The sequence below is a fragment of the Lacinutrix chionoecetis genome (assembly GCF_053604665.1).
Map to the genome: position 1 here is coordinate 26,839 of NZ_JBSHNQ010000086.1, position 18,431 is coordinate 45,269.

Annotated in this window: 15 protein-coding genes; 10 read left to right on the forward strand and 5 right to left on the reverse strand. The window is 34.0% G+C overall.

The features are described 5' to 3' along the window. Window positions 1-154: 154 nt before the first annotated feature. The 4 genes from ACVC43_RS12300 to bioA all read left to right on the forward strand — a co-directional run bounded on the left by ACVC43_RS12300 (window position 155) and on the right by bioA (window position 3,743). Window positions 155-1,291, forward strand: a complete 1,137-nt coding sequence (locus tag ACVC43_RS12300; protein ID WP_452224829.1) for an aminotransferase class I/II-fold pyridoxal phosphate-dependent enzyme — start codon at window positions 155-157, stop codon at window positions 1,289-1,291. 76 nt (window positions 1,292-1,367) lie between these two features. Beyond that, complete coding sequence (locus ACVC43_RS12305; RefSeq protein WP_452224830.1) at window positions 1,368-1,781, forward strand: putative signal transducing protein; 414 nt, start codon at window positions 1,368-1,370, stop codon at window positions 1,779-1,781. Next, a complete protein-coding gene (gene bioD, locus ACVC43_RS12310; protein WP_452224831.1) occupies window positions 1,778-2,395 on the forward strand; it encodes a dethiobiotin synthase in 618 nt (205 codons plus the stop codon). The genes ACVC43_RS12305 and bioD overlap by 4 nt, the downstream gene beginning before the upstream one ends. An 82-nt stretch (window positions 2,396-2,477) precedes the next feature. Next, entirely contained in the window at window positions 2,478-3,743 is a 1,266-nt protein-coding gene (gene bioA / locus ACVC43_RS12315; protein WP_452224832.1) for an adenosylmethionine--8-amino-7-oxononanoate transaminase, read from the forward strand. Here bioA and ACVC43_RS12320 read toward each other — a convergent pair. Beyond that, a complete protein-coding gene (locus ACVC43_RS12320; RefSeq protein WP_452224833.1) occupies window positions 3,729-4,178 on the reverse strand; it encodes a cytochrome c oxidase assembly factor Coa1 family protein in 450 nt (149 codons plus the stop codon). The genes bioA and ACVC43_RS12320 overlap by 15 nt on opposite strands. Before the next feature lie 159 nt (window positions 4,179-4,337). Between ACVC43_RS12320 and ACVC43_RS12325 the strand changes: the two genes are divergently transcribed. The 5 genes from ACVC43_RS12325 (at window position 4,338) to ACVC43_RS12345 (ending at window position 9,033) form a co-directional block, all read left to right on the forward strand. Next, window positions 4,338-5,477, forward strand: a complete 1,140-nt coding sequence (locus ACVC43_RS12325; RefSeq protein WP_452224834.1) for a beta-ketoacyl synthase N-terminal-like domain-containing protein — start codon at window positions 4,338-4,340, stop codon at window positions 5,475-5,477. Window positions 5,478-5,504: 27 nt separating this feature from the next. Then, window positions 5,505-6,467 (forward strand): alpha/beta fold hydrolase, encoded by a 963-nt coding sequence (locus ACVC43_RS12330; protein WP_452224835.1) that lies wholly within the window; start codon window positions 5,505-5,507, stop codon window positions 6,465-6,467. A gap of 39 nt (window positions 6,468-6,506) precedes the next feature. Next, complete coding sequence (gene bioB / locus ACVC43_RS12335) at window positions 6,507-7,601, forward strand: biotin synthase BioB (RefSeq protein WP_452224836.1); 1,095 nt, start codon at window positions 6,507-6,509, stop codon at window positions 7,599-7,601. 69 nt (window positions 7,602-7,670) lie between these two features. Next, window positions 7,671-8,534: a cupin-like domain-containing protein gene (locus ACVC43_RS12340; RefSeq protein ID WP_452224837.1), complete on the forward strand. Its 864-nt coding sequence runs from the start codon at window positions 7,671-7,673 to the stop codon at window positions 8,532-8,534. A 4-nt stretch (window positions 8,535-8,538) separates the two neighbouring features. Next, window positions 8,539-9,033 (forward strand): DUF6646 family protein, encoded by a 495-nt coding sequence (locus ACVC43_RS12345; protein WP_452224838.1) that lies wholly within the window; start codon window positions 8,539-8,541, stop codon window positions 9,031-9,033. Window positions 9,034-9,093: 60 nt separating this feature from the next. On the opposite strand, the gene ACVC43_RS12350 is transcribed toward ACVC43_RS12345, so the two are convergent. Beyond that, on the reverse strand, window positions 9,094-9,570 hold the full coding sequence (locus ACVC43_RS12350) for a regulatory protein RecX (RefSeq protein ID WP_452224839.1): 477 nt from the start codon (window positions 9,568-9,570) through the stop codon (window positions 9,094-9,096). A gap of 46 nt (window positions 9,571-9,616) precedes the next feature. Between ACVC43_RS12350 and ACVC43_RS12355 the strand changes: the two genes are divergently transcribed. Next, complete coding sequence (locus ACVC43_RS12355) at window positions 9,617-12,868, forward strand: lamin tail domain-containing protein (RefSeq protein WP_452224840.1); 3,252 nt, start codon at window positions 9,617-9,619, stop codon at window positions 12,866-12,868. Window positions 12,869-12,918: 50 nt separating this feature from the next. Here the strand turns inward: ACVC43_RS12355 and ACVC43_RS12360 are convergent, their stop codons facing one another. The 3 genes from ACVC43_RS12360 to porZ are packed head-to-tail and all read right to left on the reverse strand — an operon-like array spanning window position 12,919 to window position 18,411. Further along, entirely contained in the window at window positions 12,919-15,348 is a 2,430-nt protein-coding gene (locus ACVC43_RS12360) for a TonB-dependent receptor (RefSeq protein ID WP_452224841.1), read from the reverse strand. After that, on the reverse strand, window positions 15,332-16,048 hold the full coding sequence (gene recO / locus ACVC43_RS12365; protein WP_452224842.1) for a DNA repair protein RecO: 717 nt from the start codon (window positions 16,046-16,048) through the stop codon (window positions 15,332-15,334). The genes ACVC43_RS12360 and recO overlap by 17 nt, the downstream gene beginning before the upstream one ends. Continuing rightward, window positions 16,048-18,411 (reverse strand): type IX secretion system anionic LPS delivery protein PorZ, encoded by a 2,364-nt coding sequence (gene porZ / locus ACVC43_RS12370; RefSeq protein WP_452224843.1) that lies wholly within the window; start codon window positions 18,409-18,411, stop codon window positions 16,048-16,050. The genes recO and porZ overlap by 1 nt, the downstream gene beginning before the upstream one ends. Window positions 18,412-18,431 lie beyond the last annotated feature (20 nt).

An 18,431-nucleotide genomic window follows, 5' to 3' on the forward strand; every position in this document is an offset into this window, starting at 1 on the left:
GTAAATGTACAACAAAATACAAAACAGATGTTATATTATTTTAAACAAAAATGTTTTGAATTATTCTTTCTAAAAAACCTTACCATTTAAATGAATTAGCAGTTTTTGACCTCACAGGTTTTTAAAACCTGTGAGGTCTTTGTACCTTTGGTTTGTGATACCAAAAAACCTTCAAAACAAACTAAACAAGCGTAAAACCGAAAACGCGCTGCGCCAATTAGGCTCACAAAATAATCTTGTCGATTTTTCATCTAACGATTATTTAGGCTTTTCTAAAAACGAAGCCATTTTTAAAGCCTCACATCAATATTTACTTGATAATAATATAAACCATAATGGCGCCACAGGTTCTCGCTTGTTGTCTGGAAACCACGATTTATACAGTTTAGTAGAACAAGAACTCTGTAGGTCTTATAATAGCGATGCAGCACTTATTTTTAATTCTGGTTATAATGCTAATTTGGGTTTCTTTTCTTGTGTTCCACAAAAAGGAGATCTCATTTTTTTCGATGAATTTAGTCACGCTTCCATTCGTGATGGTATCGCTACGAGTAATGCAAAAGCGTATAAGTTTAAACACAACAATTTAAAAAATTTAGAAGAGATGATAGCACGTCATGCTGTACTCGTTTCACAATCTCATCATGATATATACATCGTCACAGAATCTGTGTTTTCCATGGATGGTGATACTCCAGGCTTAGAGACGCTATCTCGAATAAGTAAAAAGTACAAGGCTCATTTAATTATAGACGAGGCACATGCTGTTGGTGTTTTGGGCGAAAAAGGCTCTGGATTAACTCAACATATAAACACATTCGCTAAAATAATAACCTTTGGTAAAGCTCTGGGTTCTCATGGTGCAGCCATTTTATGTAGCAACGAATTAAAACAATATCTAATTAATTTTTCACGACCGTTTATTTACACTACAGCATTACCACCACATAATTTAGCGACTATTAAATACGCTTATGAGGCACTTCAAGATGCTTCAGAAATTAAAAAACTTCAGCAAAACATCTTGTTTTTTAAATCTGAAAAGATAAGACTTCAGCTTGAAAATAAATTCATACCAAGCAATTCGGCAATTCATTGCTATATTGTTTCAGGCAATGAAAAAGTGAAACGTATTGCAAATCATCTTCAAGCAAATAATTTTAATGTGAAACCTATTTTATCTCCAACAGTAAAAAAAGGAGAAGAAAGACTTCGTTTTTGTATTCATTCTTACAATACTAAAGCGCAAATAACAGAAGTTTTACAATTGTTAGCTAACTTTGTAGAGTAGTTATGCTTAACTTAATTCAGTATCTTTTCAATTATTAACTAACTTTTAAAAAGTGCCTCGCTTTCGTGAGAATAAAATGAGCAATAAGTTTAAAACCATAGCAAGATTTCAATATTCTACCGAAGCCCAAATTATTAAAGGCCGTTTGGAAGCCGAAGGCATACAAGTTTTTTTAAGCGATAATTTTACCATAGAAACAGATCCTTTAGTTAGTAATGCTATTGGTGGCATTAAAATGAAAGTGTTAAGCCAAGATGCTATGGAGGCACAGCATATTTTAGAATCCATTAGCAAATATTCTATAGACGACGATGGCAACGCCATCCATTGCCCAAAATGTAATAGTGAAAAAATAGAACTTTTTTCTACTATAAAAGATTTTAAATCCTTTTTCGGATTTGTTTTTGGAGTCCTTTTTGGAACCTTGCCAATAAGTGCCAAACATAAATATAAGTGCGAAAATTGTAATACAGAATTTGAAATTAAATGAAACACTACTTTGTAACAGGAATCTCTACCGAAGTTGGAAAAACAATCGCCTCGGCAATAATAACAGAAGCCTTGGAAGCCGATTATTGGAAGCCCATTCAAGCCGGTGAATTAGACCATTGCGACACCAAAAAAGTAAAACAATTAATATCTAATAATAAATCGCAATTTTACGATAATAGCTATGCATTAAATACGCCAATGAGCCCGCATGCTGCCGCAGAAATCGACAGAATCACTATTGATGTAAAGAAAATAAAACCTCCCAAAACAAGAAACAATTTGGTTATTGAAGGTGCTGGTGGCTTATTAGTACCATTAAATAATAAGCAGACTATTTTAGATATTATTAAACCAGATGATAAGGTGATTGTCGTTTCAAGACATTATTTAGGAAGCATTAATCACACACTTCTTACGGTTAACTTACTAATAGAAAAAGGCTTACAAGTTGCCATTATTTTTAGTGGAAATGAAAATAATTCAACCGAAGAGATTATTAAAAAAATGACTAACGTTCCTGTAATTGGTCGCATTGACGAAGAACCTTATTTTGATAAGAATGTTGTACTCGAATATGCAGAACAATTTAAAGATAAACTATTACAATTTTAATTGTCATTCCTGCAAAGACAGGAATTCACAAGTTTCTATATTAATTAATTTATAGATTCCTGTCTTGGCAGGAATGAGAACTATGAGCATAAAACAACGCGATAAAAAACACATCTGGCATCCATTAACCCAGCACAAACTACATCCCGAATCTATGGCAATTGTAAAAGCTAAAGATTGTATTTTGTACGATGAAAATGATAACGAATATATAGATGCTATTGCGTCGTGGTATTCAAGCATGTACGGACATTGCAATCCTTTTGTTATCAATCGTGTTCACAAACAAATGCAGGAATTAGACCATGTTGTATTTGCGGGCTTTACGCATGAACCGGCTGTAAAACTTTCTGAAGAACTCATTAAAATATTACCAGACAACCAAGAGAAAATTTTCTTTGGAGATAATGGTTCTACAAGTGTGGAAATAGGCATTAAAATGGCGATGCAATTTCATTTCAATAGTGGCGAAAAACGTAATACTTTAATTGCTTTCGAAAACGGTTTCCATGGCGATACTTTTGGCGCCATGAGCGTATCGGGACTATCAGTCTATAACGGTCCTTTTCAAGATTTCTTTTTAGATGTAAAACGTATTCCAACGCCTGATGGAACTAACCACGAAGCCATTTTAGCTCAACTGAAAGATATAACAGCAAACAATAAAGTTGCCGGTTTTATTTATGAACCCTTAGTACAAGGTGCAGCAGCAATGAAAATGCATAACGCCGAAGGTTTAAATAAAATTTTAAAATTCTGTAAACAACATAACATTATAACCGTTGCCGATGAGGTTATGACTGGTTTCGGTAAAACTGGAAGCTTTTTCGCTTCAGATTTTATAGAAAATAAACCAGACATTATGTGTATGAGTAAAGCTTTAACGGCTGGATTAATGCCAATGTCTGTAACTTCTTGTACTCAAGAAATTTATGATGCTTTTTATAGTAATGATATTGGAAAAGGCCTATTCCATTGCCACACCTATTCTGCTAATCCCATAGCATGTGCAGCGGCATTGGCTGGATTAGAACTATTAAATTCTGAAGAAATTCAAAATAATATAAAACGTATTATTGCCAATCATAATCGTTTTGGCGAACATATAATAGCCCATGAAAAAGTAAAGGCAATACGCCAATTAGGAGTCATTTTTGCTTTAGATTTAAACGTAGAGATGGAACGCTATGGCGATTTGCGCTACAAACTTTTCAACTTTTTTATGGAAAACGGTGTGTTTTTAAGACCACTCGGCGAAACTATTTACATACAGGCACCTTACACCATTACAGATGAACAATTATATAAAATTTATCAAGTAATTGAAGAGGCTTTAGAAATTGTCTAAATCATCGTTACTATCTTCCTCTTCAGTTTCAAGTAAATTAATAGTTTCCGTTTCGCCATCAATTTTTACATATAGCTGGTGGTAGGTCCATTCGTTATTAATTTTTTCGGCATCAACAACAATTTCACCCTCATCTTTTGGGCCTTTTATTGGTATGGTTAATTTTGCAGTGCTCGATCCATTTACATATTTATAGCTTGAACTTCCTATCCCATCGGTCTCAATTGGTTCTCCCAAAAAGTCAATTACTTTTTCATTTTTAGCGGCATTGGTGTATGCATAAATGTATGTTTCAGATTCGGTTATAGTATCAGACACTTTATAAACCAACGTAATTACACCAATAACTCCAATAATAATTAGAGTTAAACAACCACCTCCAAGCAGCCATCCCCAATTTCTACTCGCCCAACTTTTTTGTCTTATTTCATCCATAGTATTTCCGCGAAAGCGGCTATTTTTTAATTATTTCACTTTAAATATAAGTATTCAACTTTTAAAAATTGTTACATACAGATTAATTTTATTTATAATTATTAAACAAATAGGAGTTAAAAATGATAAGGCTTATTTTTGCCGTAAAATCAAGTTTTTGTGCTAAAACCAATCTCTATAACAGCCATTTCTTCTTTTTCTCCTTTGGGAAAAACAATGGAAGAAGTATGGGAAAATTATAAAACGGATGCTCATTTTATTTCTGAACGAGGAGGACATTTAGTTTCAGCTTTGAGTGAAAGCTTAGAAACTGAAATTCTAAATCTAAGAGCTTCAGATTCAAAGTACAAGACATTGGATGATTCTGTTTTATTTGGTGTTTATGCTGCGAGAAAAGCCATTGAGCAAGCGGGCTGGAAGGCTAACAATAATTTTGGAATAAATATAGGTTCGTCTCGAGGTGCGACACAATTATTCGAAACATTTTATAAAGATTTTTTAGCAAGAAATAAAACCAAAACTCTAAGTTCGCCAACCACAACCTTAGGAAATATTTCATCATGGATTGCTCACGATTTACAAACCAAAGGACCAGAAATTTCACATTCTATTACCTGTTCGACAGCCTTACACGCCATGCTTAATGGTGTCGCCTGGTTGCAATCTGGATTATGTAATAAATTTTTGGTTGGTGGTAGCGAGGCGCCATTAACGCCTTTTACTATTGCGCAAATGCAGGCTTTAAAAATTTACGCTAAAAATAAAAACACATTTCCTTGTCGTGCTTTAGACTTAGAAAAAACCAAAAACACCATGGTTTTAGGAGAAGGTGCTGCAATGGCATGTTTGGAGATTGGAGAAAAACCAAATGCATTAGTAATAATAAAAGGTATTGGCTATGCAACCGAAATTTTAGAACATAATGCATCGCTATCAACAAATGCAACTTGTTTTCAGGATTCTATGCAAATGGCTTTAGGTGCTTCAAAACCAGACGAAATAGATATAATTGTTACACATACGCCAGGAACCATTAAAGGCGATATTGCCGAAATTAACGCCATAAATAAAGTGTTTACTATTAAAACACCAGCGTTAACAACAAATAAGTGGAAGATAGGACACACTTTAGGAACCTCTGGGATGCTAAGCGTGGAGATGGCCGTTTTAATGCTTCAAAAACAGCAATTTATTTCGACACCCTATATAGCAACCAACACTCCAAAACAAATTAAGAACATACTGGTTAATGCTGTTGGTTTTGGAGGCAATGCCGTGAGTATTTTACTTTCAAAATAGTTATATTTACAGTCTAACTCTGTATTTATGAAACCAGTTTTTAAATTCCTTTGTCTTACATTTTTCTTCATAACGGCCTGTAATAACGCACAACAAGATCCTGATATTTTTGAGCAATTCGAATCTAAATTCTACGAGATTGATGGTTACAAAATTAATGTAGAGATAAAAGGCACAGGAGATCCTATTTTCTTTTTGCCTGGAGGACCTGGAAATTCTCACGATTATATGCAGGGTAATTTTGGGCACTATTACAAAACAAATACGGTTGTGTTTTTCGATTGGCTGGGTCGAGGTAAAAGTGATGATGCTAGAGATCCAAAAGAGTACACTGTTGAGAATGATGTGGCGCTCATAGAAAAACTGCGCATCCTTTTAAAATTTGAAAAAATCGCTTTGGTAGGTCATTCTTACGGAACAGTTCCTGCGCAAGCGTATGCCATAAAATACAAAGATAACGTCGATAAAATGGTGTTAATTAATGGTTTCCATAGTGGTGCTATGTGGCAAGCTAATTGCGACAGTTACAACCATTATGCTAAAACGCATTTCCCAGAGAAGTGGAAAAAGGTAGATTCGCTACGTGCGTTAGGTTACGTTTCAAGCGATAAAGCATTAGCCGATGTTTACGGCAGTTTCCCAACAAAGTACATTTATTATCATGATACTAAACTAAAGCAAAATGCTCCAAAGGAAAATTATAGAGGCTGGGCAAACGATGTGTACGTTTCAATTATAGGTAAAGATGGCGATTTTGATGTTTCTGGGAGTATGATAAATCAAGATTACAGAAAAGATTTAAAAGATATAAAGGCAAAAACTTTAGTTATTGCAGGTCGTTATGATGGTGTTTCTACTCCGGAATTTGCAGTGCAATACAAAACATTTATGCCACAAGCACAATTTGAAATGTTTGAGAACAGTGGTCACAACCCTTATTTAGAAGAACCAGAAAAATTTTACCGCATTTTTGATGCTTTTATAAAATAGAAATAAACTATTTTTGAAAATAGAAACAGATACGATTTTATGAGCGAGATTAAACACAACTGGACTACAAAACAAATACTGGAAATTTACAATAAACCTTTAATGGAGTTGCTTTACGAAGCTGCTACTGTACATCGTTTACATCACGACCCAAACACTGTTCAAGTTAGTACATTGCTTTCTATAAAAACTGGTGGTTGTCCCGAAGATTGTGGGTATTGCCCGCAAGCGGCAAGATATCACACAGATATTGAGGGCAACGATTTAATGTCTGTAAGCCAAGTGAAAGCGCAAGCTTTACGTGCAAAATCATCAGGAAGCTCTCGTGTTTGTATGGGAGCAGCTTGGCGAAATGTAAAAGATGGTGAAGAGTTTGACCAAGTTCTGGAGATGGTGCGTACCATTAATAAACTGGATATGGAAGTGTGTTGTACGTTAGGCATGATTACAGAAAATCAGGCACAACGTCTTGCAGAAGCTGGTTTGTATGCTTATAATCACAATTTAGACTCTTCTGAAGATTATTATAAAGAAGTTATTTCCACTCGTGGTTTTCAAGATCGTTTAGAAACCATTGATAATGTACGTAAAACCAATGTAACCGTGTGTTCTGGTGGTATTATTGGTATGGGAGAAGCTATTGAAGATCGTGCCGGAATGTTAGTTGCTTTAGCAACATTAAATCCGCAACCAGAATCGGTACCAATTAATGCATTAGTAGCAGTAGAAGGAACACCTTTGGCAGAAGAAGAACCAGTATCTATTTGGGACATGATTAGAATGGTGGCTACAACAAGAATAGTAATGCCGGAAACACAAGTACGTTTAAGCGCAGGAAGAACAGAGATGAGTCGCGAAGGACAGGCCATGTGTTTCTTTGCAGGAGCCAACTCTATATTTGCAGGAGATAAACTCTTAACAACACCAAATCCAGATGTAAATGAGGACATGAAAATGTTCGAAATGTTAGGCTTAAATCCGCAAAAACCATTCATTAAAAAAATGCAGCCGGAAACCGTTGAGGCTTCCAATTCTAAATTTGAAGCTTTAGGCGAAAAACCAAGATGGTCCAGGCCAGAGCATACAATTGAGCGAAATGAAGATGCTAAACAAAAAGCAAAAACCTTAAAATAGTTAAAGTCTTCACATAACATAACTAATTTCGTAACGTTTTTTTAACTTTGACGAGCAAAATTCAAACATTTGAAACTTAATCTTCAAAACATCCCTCGCGTAGAAACCATTTCAAAAGAAGCGTTTATGCGTGATTACTTCAGGCCGCAGAAGCCTGTGGTTATAGAGCGCTTTATTGAAGATTGGCCGGCGTATTCAAAATGGAACTTAGAGTATATAAAAGAGATTGCCGGAGACAAAACAGTACCGCTTTACGACGATAGACCTGTAGATTATAAAGATGGTTTTAACGAGCCTCACGCTAAAATGAAAATGCGTGATTATATAGATTTGTTAAAGCGGGAACCCACTAAATTTCGAATTTTTCTTTGGAATGTTTTAAAAGAAGTGCCCGAGCTTCAAAAGGATTTTAAATTTCCAGATTTTGGTTTGCGTTTAATGAAAAAGTTACCCATGTTATTTTTTGGTGGGACTAATTCGTACACCTTTATGCATTATGACATTGATTTAGCTAATATTTTTCATTTTCATTTTGAAGGTAAAAAACAAATCATCTTATTTGACCAGAAGCAAAATAAATATTTATACAAGATACCACATTCTTTAATTGTTAGGGAAGATATCGATTTCTCTAATCCAGACTTAGAAAAATGGCCCGCATTAAAAAATGCTAAAGGTTGGGAATGTGAGCTTAATCATGGAGAAGTTTTATATATGCCAGAAGGCTATTGGCACTACATGCAATATATCACTCCAGGTTTCTCGATGAGCTTAAGAGCAATTGCCAGACACCCAAAAACATTAGGGAAAGCGGTATATAACGTTTTTATTATGAGAAATATCGATAATTTAATGCGAAGAATAAAAGGTCAAAAATGGATAGATTGGAAAAACGAACAGGCAATTTTAAAAACTAATAATAACTTAAAATAATATTATGAAAAAACTATTACTTATTACATTACTCTTATCTTCTTATTTAATACAAGCTCAGGCTTTTTCTGGAAAAGATGATAAAAAATTATCTATAGGAGCAAACATACAAGAATATGCTACAGGCATTACTATAGGTTTAGATTATGGTTTAGGCGAAAACATTTCGGTGGGAATAAGTTCATCGTACGCTTTAAATTTAACTAACGGAATTGATGCAGACTTTGGAGACCGTTTTGATTTAAAAGGACGCTTTAATGCCAACTTAGGCAACGTATTGAATGTAAGCGATAATTTTGATGTGTATCCAGGTTTAAGCTTAAGCTTAAAGAATTTTGGAGGGCATTTAGGTATGCGTTATTTCTTTTCAAGTGGTTTTGGAGTGTTTGGTGAAGTAGGTGGTCCACTTGCAAAATATGATTCTGATGCAAGCTCTGCAGGAGCATTAATCCACAATCAATTCTCAGCCAATGTTGGAGCTATTTTTAATTTAAGATAATTAAAAAATATACTAAAAAAGCCTTTCAGAATTTATTTTTTTTTGAAAGGCTTTTTGCATTTATTTAATTAATTCGTTTACCTTATTATATACTAAATGAGACTCCCAACCTCTATATAATAAATAGTCTATCAGCTTCTTTTTTTTCTTCAATTTATTGGTTTCTAACATCATATTGGCCTTTTTTTCGGCTAAATCATTGAAAACTTCGATATACTCATCGTCGGAAATTTCGTTAAGCGCGGCTTTTAGGTTAATTTTGGAGATGTCCTTTTTCTTTAATTCGAGAGTTAAACGATAACGTCCCCATTTTTTGATGTTAAACTTACCTCGAACAAAAGTTTTGGCAAAACGTTCTTCATTAAGAAAATTGTGTTCTAAGAGATGAACAATGATAACATCTGATGCTTCAGGTATCATATTCATACTTTTTAGTTTCTGTTTAACCTCTTGGTGACACCGTTCTTGATAAGCGCAGTAGTGTTCTAACTTTTTCTTAGCTTCTTCTACCGTAAACGTTTTGATTTGATGATACATATAACAAAAGTAAACTATTAATTAATAATCCTAAAAGCCCTCAATTATGAAAAATTTTACATTAACATTTATCCTACTGTTTGTCTTTAGCTTCGGCTTTAGCCAAACAACTATCTACAACGAAGACTTTAGCGGACAGCTTAATAAAGGCGCCTTTTATAATAACACAACTGGAATGACCGAAATTGATGTGTCTGGAGTAAACTGGACCGTTGATGTTTCTGGAACTACTTTTAATAATGGTGATAGATTCCAAGTTGTAAATGCAGCAAGATACTTAGAAGCTAGAGATACAGACGGTCCTGCAATTTGGTATTCTCCAGAATTGGATATTAATGGCTTCACTAATGTAAATTTTTCAATAGATGCCTTCAATAATAATAATGCCTCTTTAACAGCTGTTGATACTTTTATGACAGATTATAGTTTAGATGGAGGTTTAAGCTGGAACCCAGCGGATATTAACCCTACCCTTAGTGGTAGTTTTGCAGCGACTATGGTAACAGCTGCAAACATATCTGGAACTACATTGCAATTAAGAATTACTATTGTGAATAATGCAGGTACAGACAGGTTTAGGTTTGATAATATTTTAGTTGAAGGTATAGCTCCTGTGACACCTACTATTACGGTTAATCCAGGTAATCATTTAGTTAATGAGTTAAATTATATTGAAGGAAATGTTTCTTCTCAGGAAACTTTCACCGTACAAGGGTCGTCTTTAACAAATAATATTGAAATTATGGCACCAGCTAATTTTGTGATTTCTTTATCTCCTAACGGTCCATTTTCTAATACTCTAACGTTAGCACCTACTGTTGTGACTGTGCCTCTAACAACAATTTATGTGCAACTTAGCGTTGGTTTAGCAGCAAATATATATAGCGGTATTATTAATGTTACGAGTATTGGAGCAACACCAGTTGATGTTACCGTAACAGGAGAAGTTTTTGCTTATACTGTTCCTGCACCTTGTTCAGAATTAATTATATCTCAATACCATGAAGCTGCTGCTGGTACTCCCAATGAGCAATATATAGAACTTTTTAACCCAACGAATGTTGTTATTACTTTAGACAACTATCAATTGGCTCGATTTAGAGATGGAGATGCTAACGATGTAGTAACTAGATCGCTTTCGGGAACTTTAGCACCATTTGAGACGTACCTAATTGGAAGAAATGGCTCAGCACTATGTGGCACAGGTATTGCAGATTTTTGCTTTAATAACGGAGTAATTGTTTTTACAGGAAACGATGTAATAGCGTTACAAACAAGCACAGGGATTAATATTGATGTTGTTGGCGTTATTGGTGTAAATAACAATTTTGCTCAAAATGTTACACTTGTTCGAAATGCAAACGTACAAGTTCCGAATATTTCTTATGATGCTACTGAATGGACTTCTATTGCGGCTAACAATACAGGCATGTTAGGGTCGCACATAAGTGATTGCGAGTGTACAAATACAACAATTTGGGATGGAGCTACATGGAGTGCAGGCGCACCAGATAGTACTACAACTGCCGTATTAATTGCAAATTATGACACAGCTACAACAGATTTCACGGCATGTAGTCTTATAATAAATGCAGGTGTAACTTTAAATGTTGCAGACAATACCTTTGTTCAAATAAAGAATAATGTCACTAATGATGGAACTGTTATTATAAGCGATCACGGTTCGTTTGTACAAGAAAATAATTCTGCTAGATATTTAAACGTTGGTGCAGGAATAACTCAGGTTAATAAATTTACTGCTGACATAGCTGCCTGGTATGAATACACATACTGGAGCTCACCAGTCCAAGGAGAAACAGTTGGAAACACATTTGCGCAAACAAATGTAGATAGACGTTTTACATATAACGCAGCTAATTTTAGTGACGCCACAGCAGAGAACAATAATGATAATACAACAGCAGTTGGGCAAGATGATATAGATGATAATGCGAACGATTGGGAATACGCATTGTCTGGTGATGTAATGCAACCTGGTGTTGGCTATGCTTGTACACTATCGCCAGCTTATTTTAATACTCTGCCTCCTATGGCGACATCAGGAGAGTTTGCTCATTCCTTCGTAGGACCGTTAAATAATGGTGTTATAACTACTGCAATACATAGAAACAGGACTACGGATTTAGATACAAATTGGAATTTTATTGGAAACCCTTACGCCTCTGCTATAGATGTTGATGCCTTTTTTACCGCTAACGTTTACGATGCTACAGTAAATCCTTCTGGTGCTACTGAAGGTGTAATTTATTTATGGTCTCACAACACACCTCCATCAGACACAACAAATGGTAACTCTGCATTAAATTTCACAAATTCAGATTATGCGGTTATTAATTATACTGGAGCTACTGCTGCTTCAGGTGGAGATGGTAATATCCCAAATAGATATATTCCAAGCGGTCAAGGTTTCTTTACCGCAATGTCTGATGATTATACCTCTAGCATCTCTTCAACAAATGTAGATGGTGAAACTGTTGAATCTGCCGAGGCAATTTTTAGAAATGATATGAGGGTTACTGGAAATAACGATCAGTTTTTCAGGTCTTCTAATAATCAACCTTTAAATAATGTGGATAATAAGCTTTGGATTAATTTTGAAAGTGATAACGGTGCTTTTAGTCAACTTTTAATAGGCTATGTTCCAAACGCTACAGACGGCGACGATGGAATGTCTTACGATGCTACTAAAAATATATCTTCAGGATATTCTGCTCTTATGTATTCTATAATCGATGGAAGTAATCTTAAATATGGAATTCAAGGAAAAGAAGTTTCCAGTTTAGACGTTAATGAAGAAATTCCTTTAGGGTTATATACGACAATTAATGAGGCAACTACATACACTATTTCAATTCCTCAATTTGAAGGTGCTTTCTTTACAAACAACACAGTGTATTTAGAAGATGCATTAATGAATACAGTACATGATTTAACCAATAGCGATTACACCTTTACTTCTAGTACAGGTGAGTTTAACAATCGTTTTAAAGTTGTATTCAATCCTAACACACTTTCTACTGAAGCATTTGATGTACTTTCAGAAAACTTAACCATAGTTGAACTTGAAGATGACAATGTGAAATTCTCAATTAAGTCAAACGAAAAGACTATTAAATCTGTTAGAATAATGGATATGTTAGGTCGTGAGATTTACCAATTCCGCGGAAGCGATAACACAGAAATTTATAATCTTTCTAAGTTGAGTACAACGGTTTACATTGCAAATATTGAATTATCTAATGGTAGTATTATTACTAAGAAAGCGATTAAGAAATAAATATATAAATTAAACTTATAATTAAAAAAGCGCCCGAAAGGGAGCTTTTTTTATAAACTGTATTTTAAGGCAACAATTAAATTTCTTCCTGCTGCCGAAATCCCAGAGGAATAGGTTCTGTAACGTTGGTCTGTAATATTTTCTAAACTGGCAATGAGTATTGCCGATTTATTGAGTTGATATTGTGTTCTAAAATTTAGAGTGTACCAAGATGGTGCATATGGATTTCCATTACTATCTAACGCATATATGTAGTCTTTTTCTTGTTCGGAAGGCGCTAACTGGTTAAACGATAATGTATTATTATAATTAATAAAAGCATCGGCTTTTAAATTTTTATTTTGCCAAACCAAATGAGTATTGCCAAAATTAGGAGACACATGCCTAACAGGCACTTCTATACCATCCGTCTCTTCTGTGCCTCCAATAATGTTATATTGAGAGGTTAATTTAAGCGCTTTACTAAAGTTAACTTTGGCACCAATTTCGAAACCATAAATCCATGATTTCGATGCATTTTGAATGGATTGCACAGTGCTTAATTCGCCATCATAAATAATTTGTGTTTGTCCATTTAAATTGGTGTCTCTTCGAACCAAAGCATTATCTAAATAGGTATAATAAGTTGAAGTGTCAAGAATAAAAACATCACTAAAATTCATAATTAAGCCTAATTCACCTCCATAGGCATATTCTGAGCTTAAATCATTATTAGGTACGACCACAGCACCTGGCTCTGAGTCGAAAACTTTGCCAATATCATCTATGTTTGGAGCTCTAAATGCTGAAGAAATATTAAATTTCCATTGTAATGTTTCGTTCGGCGCCCAGCTTATACCTGCTGTTCCTGTTAAAGCGCTTGAGTTATTATTAGCCTCGGTAAAAGGTAAATTAAGATAAACATTATTCGCTGTAAAATTGGCTTTAGAAATTACATTATTATAGCGTAATCCAGTTTGAAACACAAAATTTGTTGTGGGTTTATATTTTAAACTCATATAGGCAGCAGCAGATTGCCAGGTAGAACCATTTGGATATCTGGTAACAGTTGGTTCTGTTGTATTAGAGGTTAAATTTTCTTCTAAACCTACCGAGCCTATTTTGTTGTGAACAAATTCTAAACCATAAAACAACTCTGTTTTATCTGTTAGCGTTTTTTCTAAATCTAAGTTAAATGAGATAGCGTCAACGTTTTCTTCTCTTCTGTTTCTAATGTCTGATTGGAAATCGCGGTCCACGCGGCTTTCTTTAAAATTTTGATAGGCTATAGTGGCTTTAATTTTATCGTAAAGATTAGAGTTACTGCTTAACTTAGTAACATTAGTATTTGCCATAAACCACTTTTGCGGTCCGTAATACCACTCCGCAGAACGTAAATTATCTCCTCTGTAACGAATTAATCTATCGTAGCGTGGTGTATTTGAGGTAGCAGTATAAAACAAACCTAAATCGAAGCTCAATTTATTTTCAGCTTCATATCTGGCTTTTTGCATAATATTAAACTGATTGTATCCTGAATTTTTTTGAATTTTAGGATTGCTGTTATCAACAATAATGTCTTCGTTATTATTTGTTACTACAAATTCCGGACGTAAATAATCTTGTGGTCCATGGCTTCCCATTCTTAAATCGTTAAACGACGTGTAGCTGGCATTAGTAAGTAATGCCCATTTTTTAAAACCATAATTAATATCGATGTGTGCTGTTTTTTCTTCGCTGGCAGTTGCATATCTTAATACTGTATTGGCTTTTACCAATGTAGAATCTGTGTAAGATAATTTAGGTGTTTTAGTGTAAAAACTCATAACGCCTCCTATAGCGTCACTGCCATAAATTACATTGCCAGCACCTAAAGATACCTCTGTGTTTTCTATCGAGAATGGATCGATTGAAATAACGTTTTGTATGTTTCCGCCTCTAAAAATGGCATTATTCATTCTTACACCATCAACAGTTATAAGAAGTCTGTTGGTAGAAAAACCACGTATCATAGGGCTTCCGCCTCCTAATTGACTTTTTTGAACATATACTTGCCCTGTAGATTCTAATAAATCGGCACTGGTTTGTGGATTTTCGAAAGTGATTTCAGCAGCACTTACGCTCGAAATTTTCTTAGGGATATCTCTTTTGTTTTCTTTAAATTTTGAAGCAGAAATAACGATTTCATCTAAGCCTTCAGATTTTGCTTTTAGCTCAATTTTTCTACTTCTAATAAGCGATTTTCGTATAGAAAATAGGTTGAAAGATAAATGCTTAAAATAGATTATTTCTGACGTTTCAAAAACATCTAAATTAGCGTTTCCGTTGAAATCACTATAGACACTTTTAGATTTCAATTTATTATATATGGCTACACCAGCAACAGGTTCTTGCGTGTTTTTACTTAGTATCGTTATGTTTTGCGCTTGTATATAAAAACAAAGAAAAAAGGCTGTTATAGCAGGAAGTAGTTGTTTTTTATTTTTAATTAAAAACGTCATTAAATATTTGCAGTGATTTTGGTTTTTTAAAACTTCCCAAATGTAGTTGAAAATAAACTAAAATGAGGTTTAAAAAAGATTGTCTTTGTTTGGCATTTATCTTAACTGTATCTAAAGCATCAAATGTTGTGCCTAATAGTTGTTTTAAGAGTGTTAAATTTTCTGCGGATATTGAGTATTTACTGTGTTTTTCTTGTTCAAATTTCCCGTCTTCCAGATTAAAGTACGCAGCATCCATATTAGAAGTGTCTGGATAAAATCCTAAATGTTTAGAAAGGTTTAGTAAAAAAAGCAAATGAAAATTTGCAAATTTGTCGTGTGTGTCTAGCCATTGTAGGGTAGCTTCAAGATAATTAAACAGGGTGTCGTTTTGTTCGGCTTCATTGAGCGTGGTAGATAATACTTCGGCTAAAAACATAACGATAGCACTTTTTAACACATTGGTATGTAGACTATTATAAAGGTGATTGATTTTTACTTCCTTTATATATTGCAGTGACCTCGACGCCTTGAAGTCTGTAACTAATTCAAGTTGTGTTAGGAGTTGGTAGTATGCTATTTTAGATCCTTTTTTAGATTTTAAGACGCCTTTTAAAAGGTAGGATACCACACCTTCTTTTTGGGTGTAACATTTTATAATTAAATCGTTATCTCGATATTTTAGTTTAGAAAGAACAATTGCATTTGTAGTTAAAAGCATTAGCGCACCACCATTAGTTTTAAGACTTTGGTTTCAAAGGAATCTAAATCTGAAATCATAACCATATAAACTCCAGTAGCAACGGTTCTTCCAGACATATTTTTACCATTCCATAATGCAGTTCCACCATCAATTTCAAGATTATAACCACGAAATTTTGTATTTGTTCTGGACTCTGCTTCACTAACTAAATTACCTTCTATATCTGTAATTTTTATATTTACATTTCCAGTAACGCCTTTAATCTTAATTTTATCGTTATTAATATTAAAATTAGGTCTTACTGGATTTGGGTAGACGTATGCTTCCTGAAGATCGTTTTCTGGAACAGAGGTTTCCACATTAAATGCCACCATTCCTTGGTCTGTTGCGAGGTAAACTAAACCGTTAATATTATCTAATTCAATATCTAAAATATCGTTTGTTGGTAAAGGCGAATTGTCCTTTGTAAAATGATAAATTGTTTGCTGGCCGTCGCTAGATAAATAGTAAGCGCCTGTATCTAAGGTACCAATCCATTTATTATTAGCTCCATCTACTTCAATGTCAGTTACAAATTGCTGAAAAAACAATTCTCTAGGTGTGCCGTCATCCAGAATAATTATTTCAGAAGGCTCATAATCCGGATCTTCAAAAAATTCGTCGATGTTATAAATTACACGAATACCTTTGTAGGTACCAAACCAAAGCTGATTTTGATTATCTAACTTAACAGACGATATTCCTGTAGAAGGAACATTTTCTTCTTCTCTAAAAATATTTTTAATAATAGGATTTCCATTATTTTCTTTAAAACCTATCAATCCATAATTATGACTACCAATAAATAAACTATTATTGGAATCGAATTCTATAGAAGAAAACCCTAAGTTACTGGTTGCAGGTTGAATAATATCTTCTAAACTATATGAGCTCCAATTCCCATTAGAAAACTTGTTTAAGGAGAAGTTTGTTCGGCCATTCATTACCCATAAATCTCCATTAGCATCAAAATTACTTGCTAATGTGAGGTGTAAGCTTCCAGCAAATGGAACTATTGTACTGTTGCTTTGATCATAAATTGATAACGCTTCTTGGGTTCTTTCAATAAGTCCAGAATAATAGGAACTAAAATAAACTTCATTAGAATTAAGAGGATTAATTGAAACGTAAGATATGTACCATGGTCTATTGGAAACAGTTAGAAGCGAATCGTAGGTAATATTTCTCCACTCATTTTCAACTAAATGGCTCACTCCTGTTCTAGCTGTGCCTCCATTAAAATTATAGGTTAGCGAATGACCTCCATGTGTAGCCCACAATTCATTCGATTGATAACTAATTTGAAAAAACTTGTTAGACAAAGGACTTTCTGGATGGATTTCGTCGTAAACGTTCAAATTTAAAATCGATGTTTTTAATAATCCATAACCAGGTATTCCAATGGCCACTTGTTCTTGAGTGCCTATATAAATTTCGTTTTGATTGGTGACAACCGTTGCAGAAAACTTAGTATCGAACTCTTGATTTATTGTTGTTGTAGCTACTTCGACAAGGTTTTCAGGATTATAAATGTAGACTTCTTTTTCTGTTGTGATTATTAATTGATTGTTATTGTCTCTGGTATCTGTTATTAGATCATTATATAATTTTACTTGTGTAACGACATCATTTACAACACTATAGAGCCTTCTGTTATTTCTTGAAGCAAATAGATAACCATTAACTGCTTGAATTCCTACCCAACTCACACCAACAATACTTTGCCACTGGTTGAAGTCTATTAGATTGGGATTACTTAATAGTGCTTTATAAATACCTACATCTGAAGCTACATAAATAAATTCGTTAAAAATAGTTGTTTGATTGACTTTAATTTGAGAACCTCCCATACCAATAAAATAGGTGTCTCCAAACTCTAAATTTACAATATCGTAAACAGTTATTCCATAGTCTGTAGCTATGTAAGCTAAATCATTATAAATTAAAAAATGATTTATTTTTTTATTGTTTGGTGGTATTGTAGGTTTTTCTAAAATAGAAATTTCTGTTTTAAAAGCTTTACTTGCCTCGTCATAAACTTGCATTAAACCGTTTTCAAAACCAATTAAAAGTAGGCTTCTATCTTCTATGTATTTAATACTTGAAATAAACTCTCCAGAGAGTCCGTTTATAGTGGAAATAGTCTCGGTTGTATTTGTATTTTTATCGTAAGTAAAAATCGCGTTTTGCGAGGCTGCATAAATCTTATCTGTTCCCTGAGAAACATCTTTAATATCCAAATACGAAAAAAAACCTTTCCAAGATTCAGAAAAATCTTGAGTAAACCCAAGTTGAAAGAAGGTGATAAAAATTAGTGTAGTAATTGTTTTAAAATACCGCATTTAGCTGGACATTATTGGTG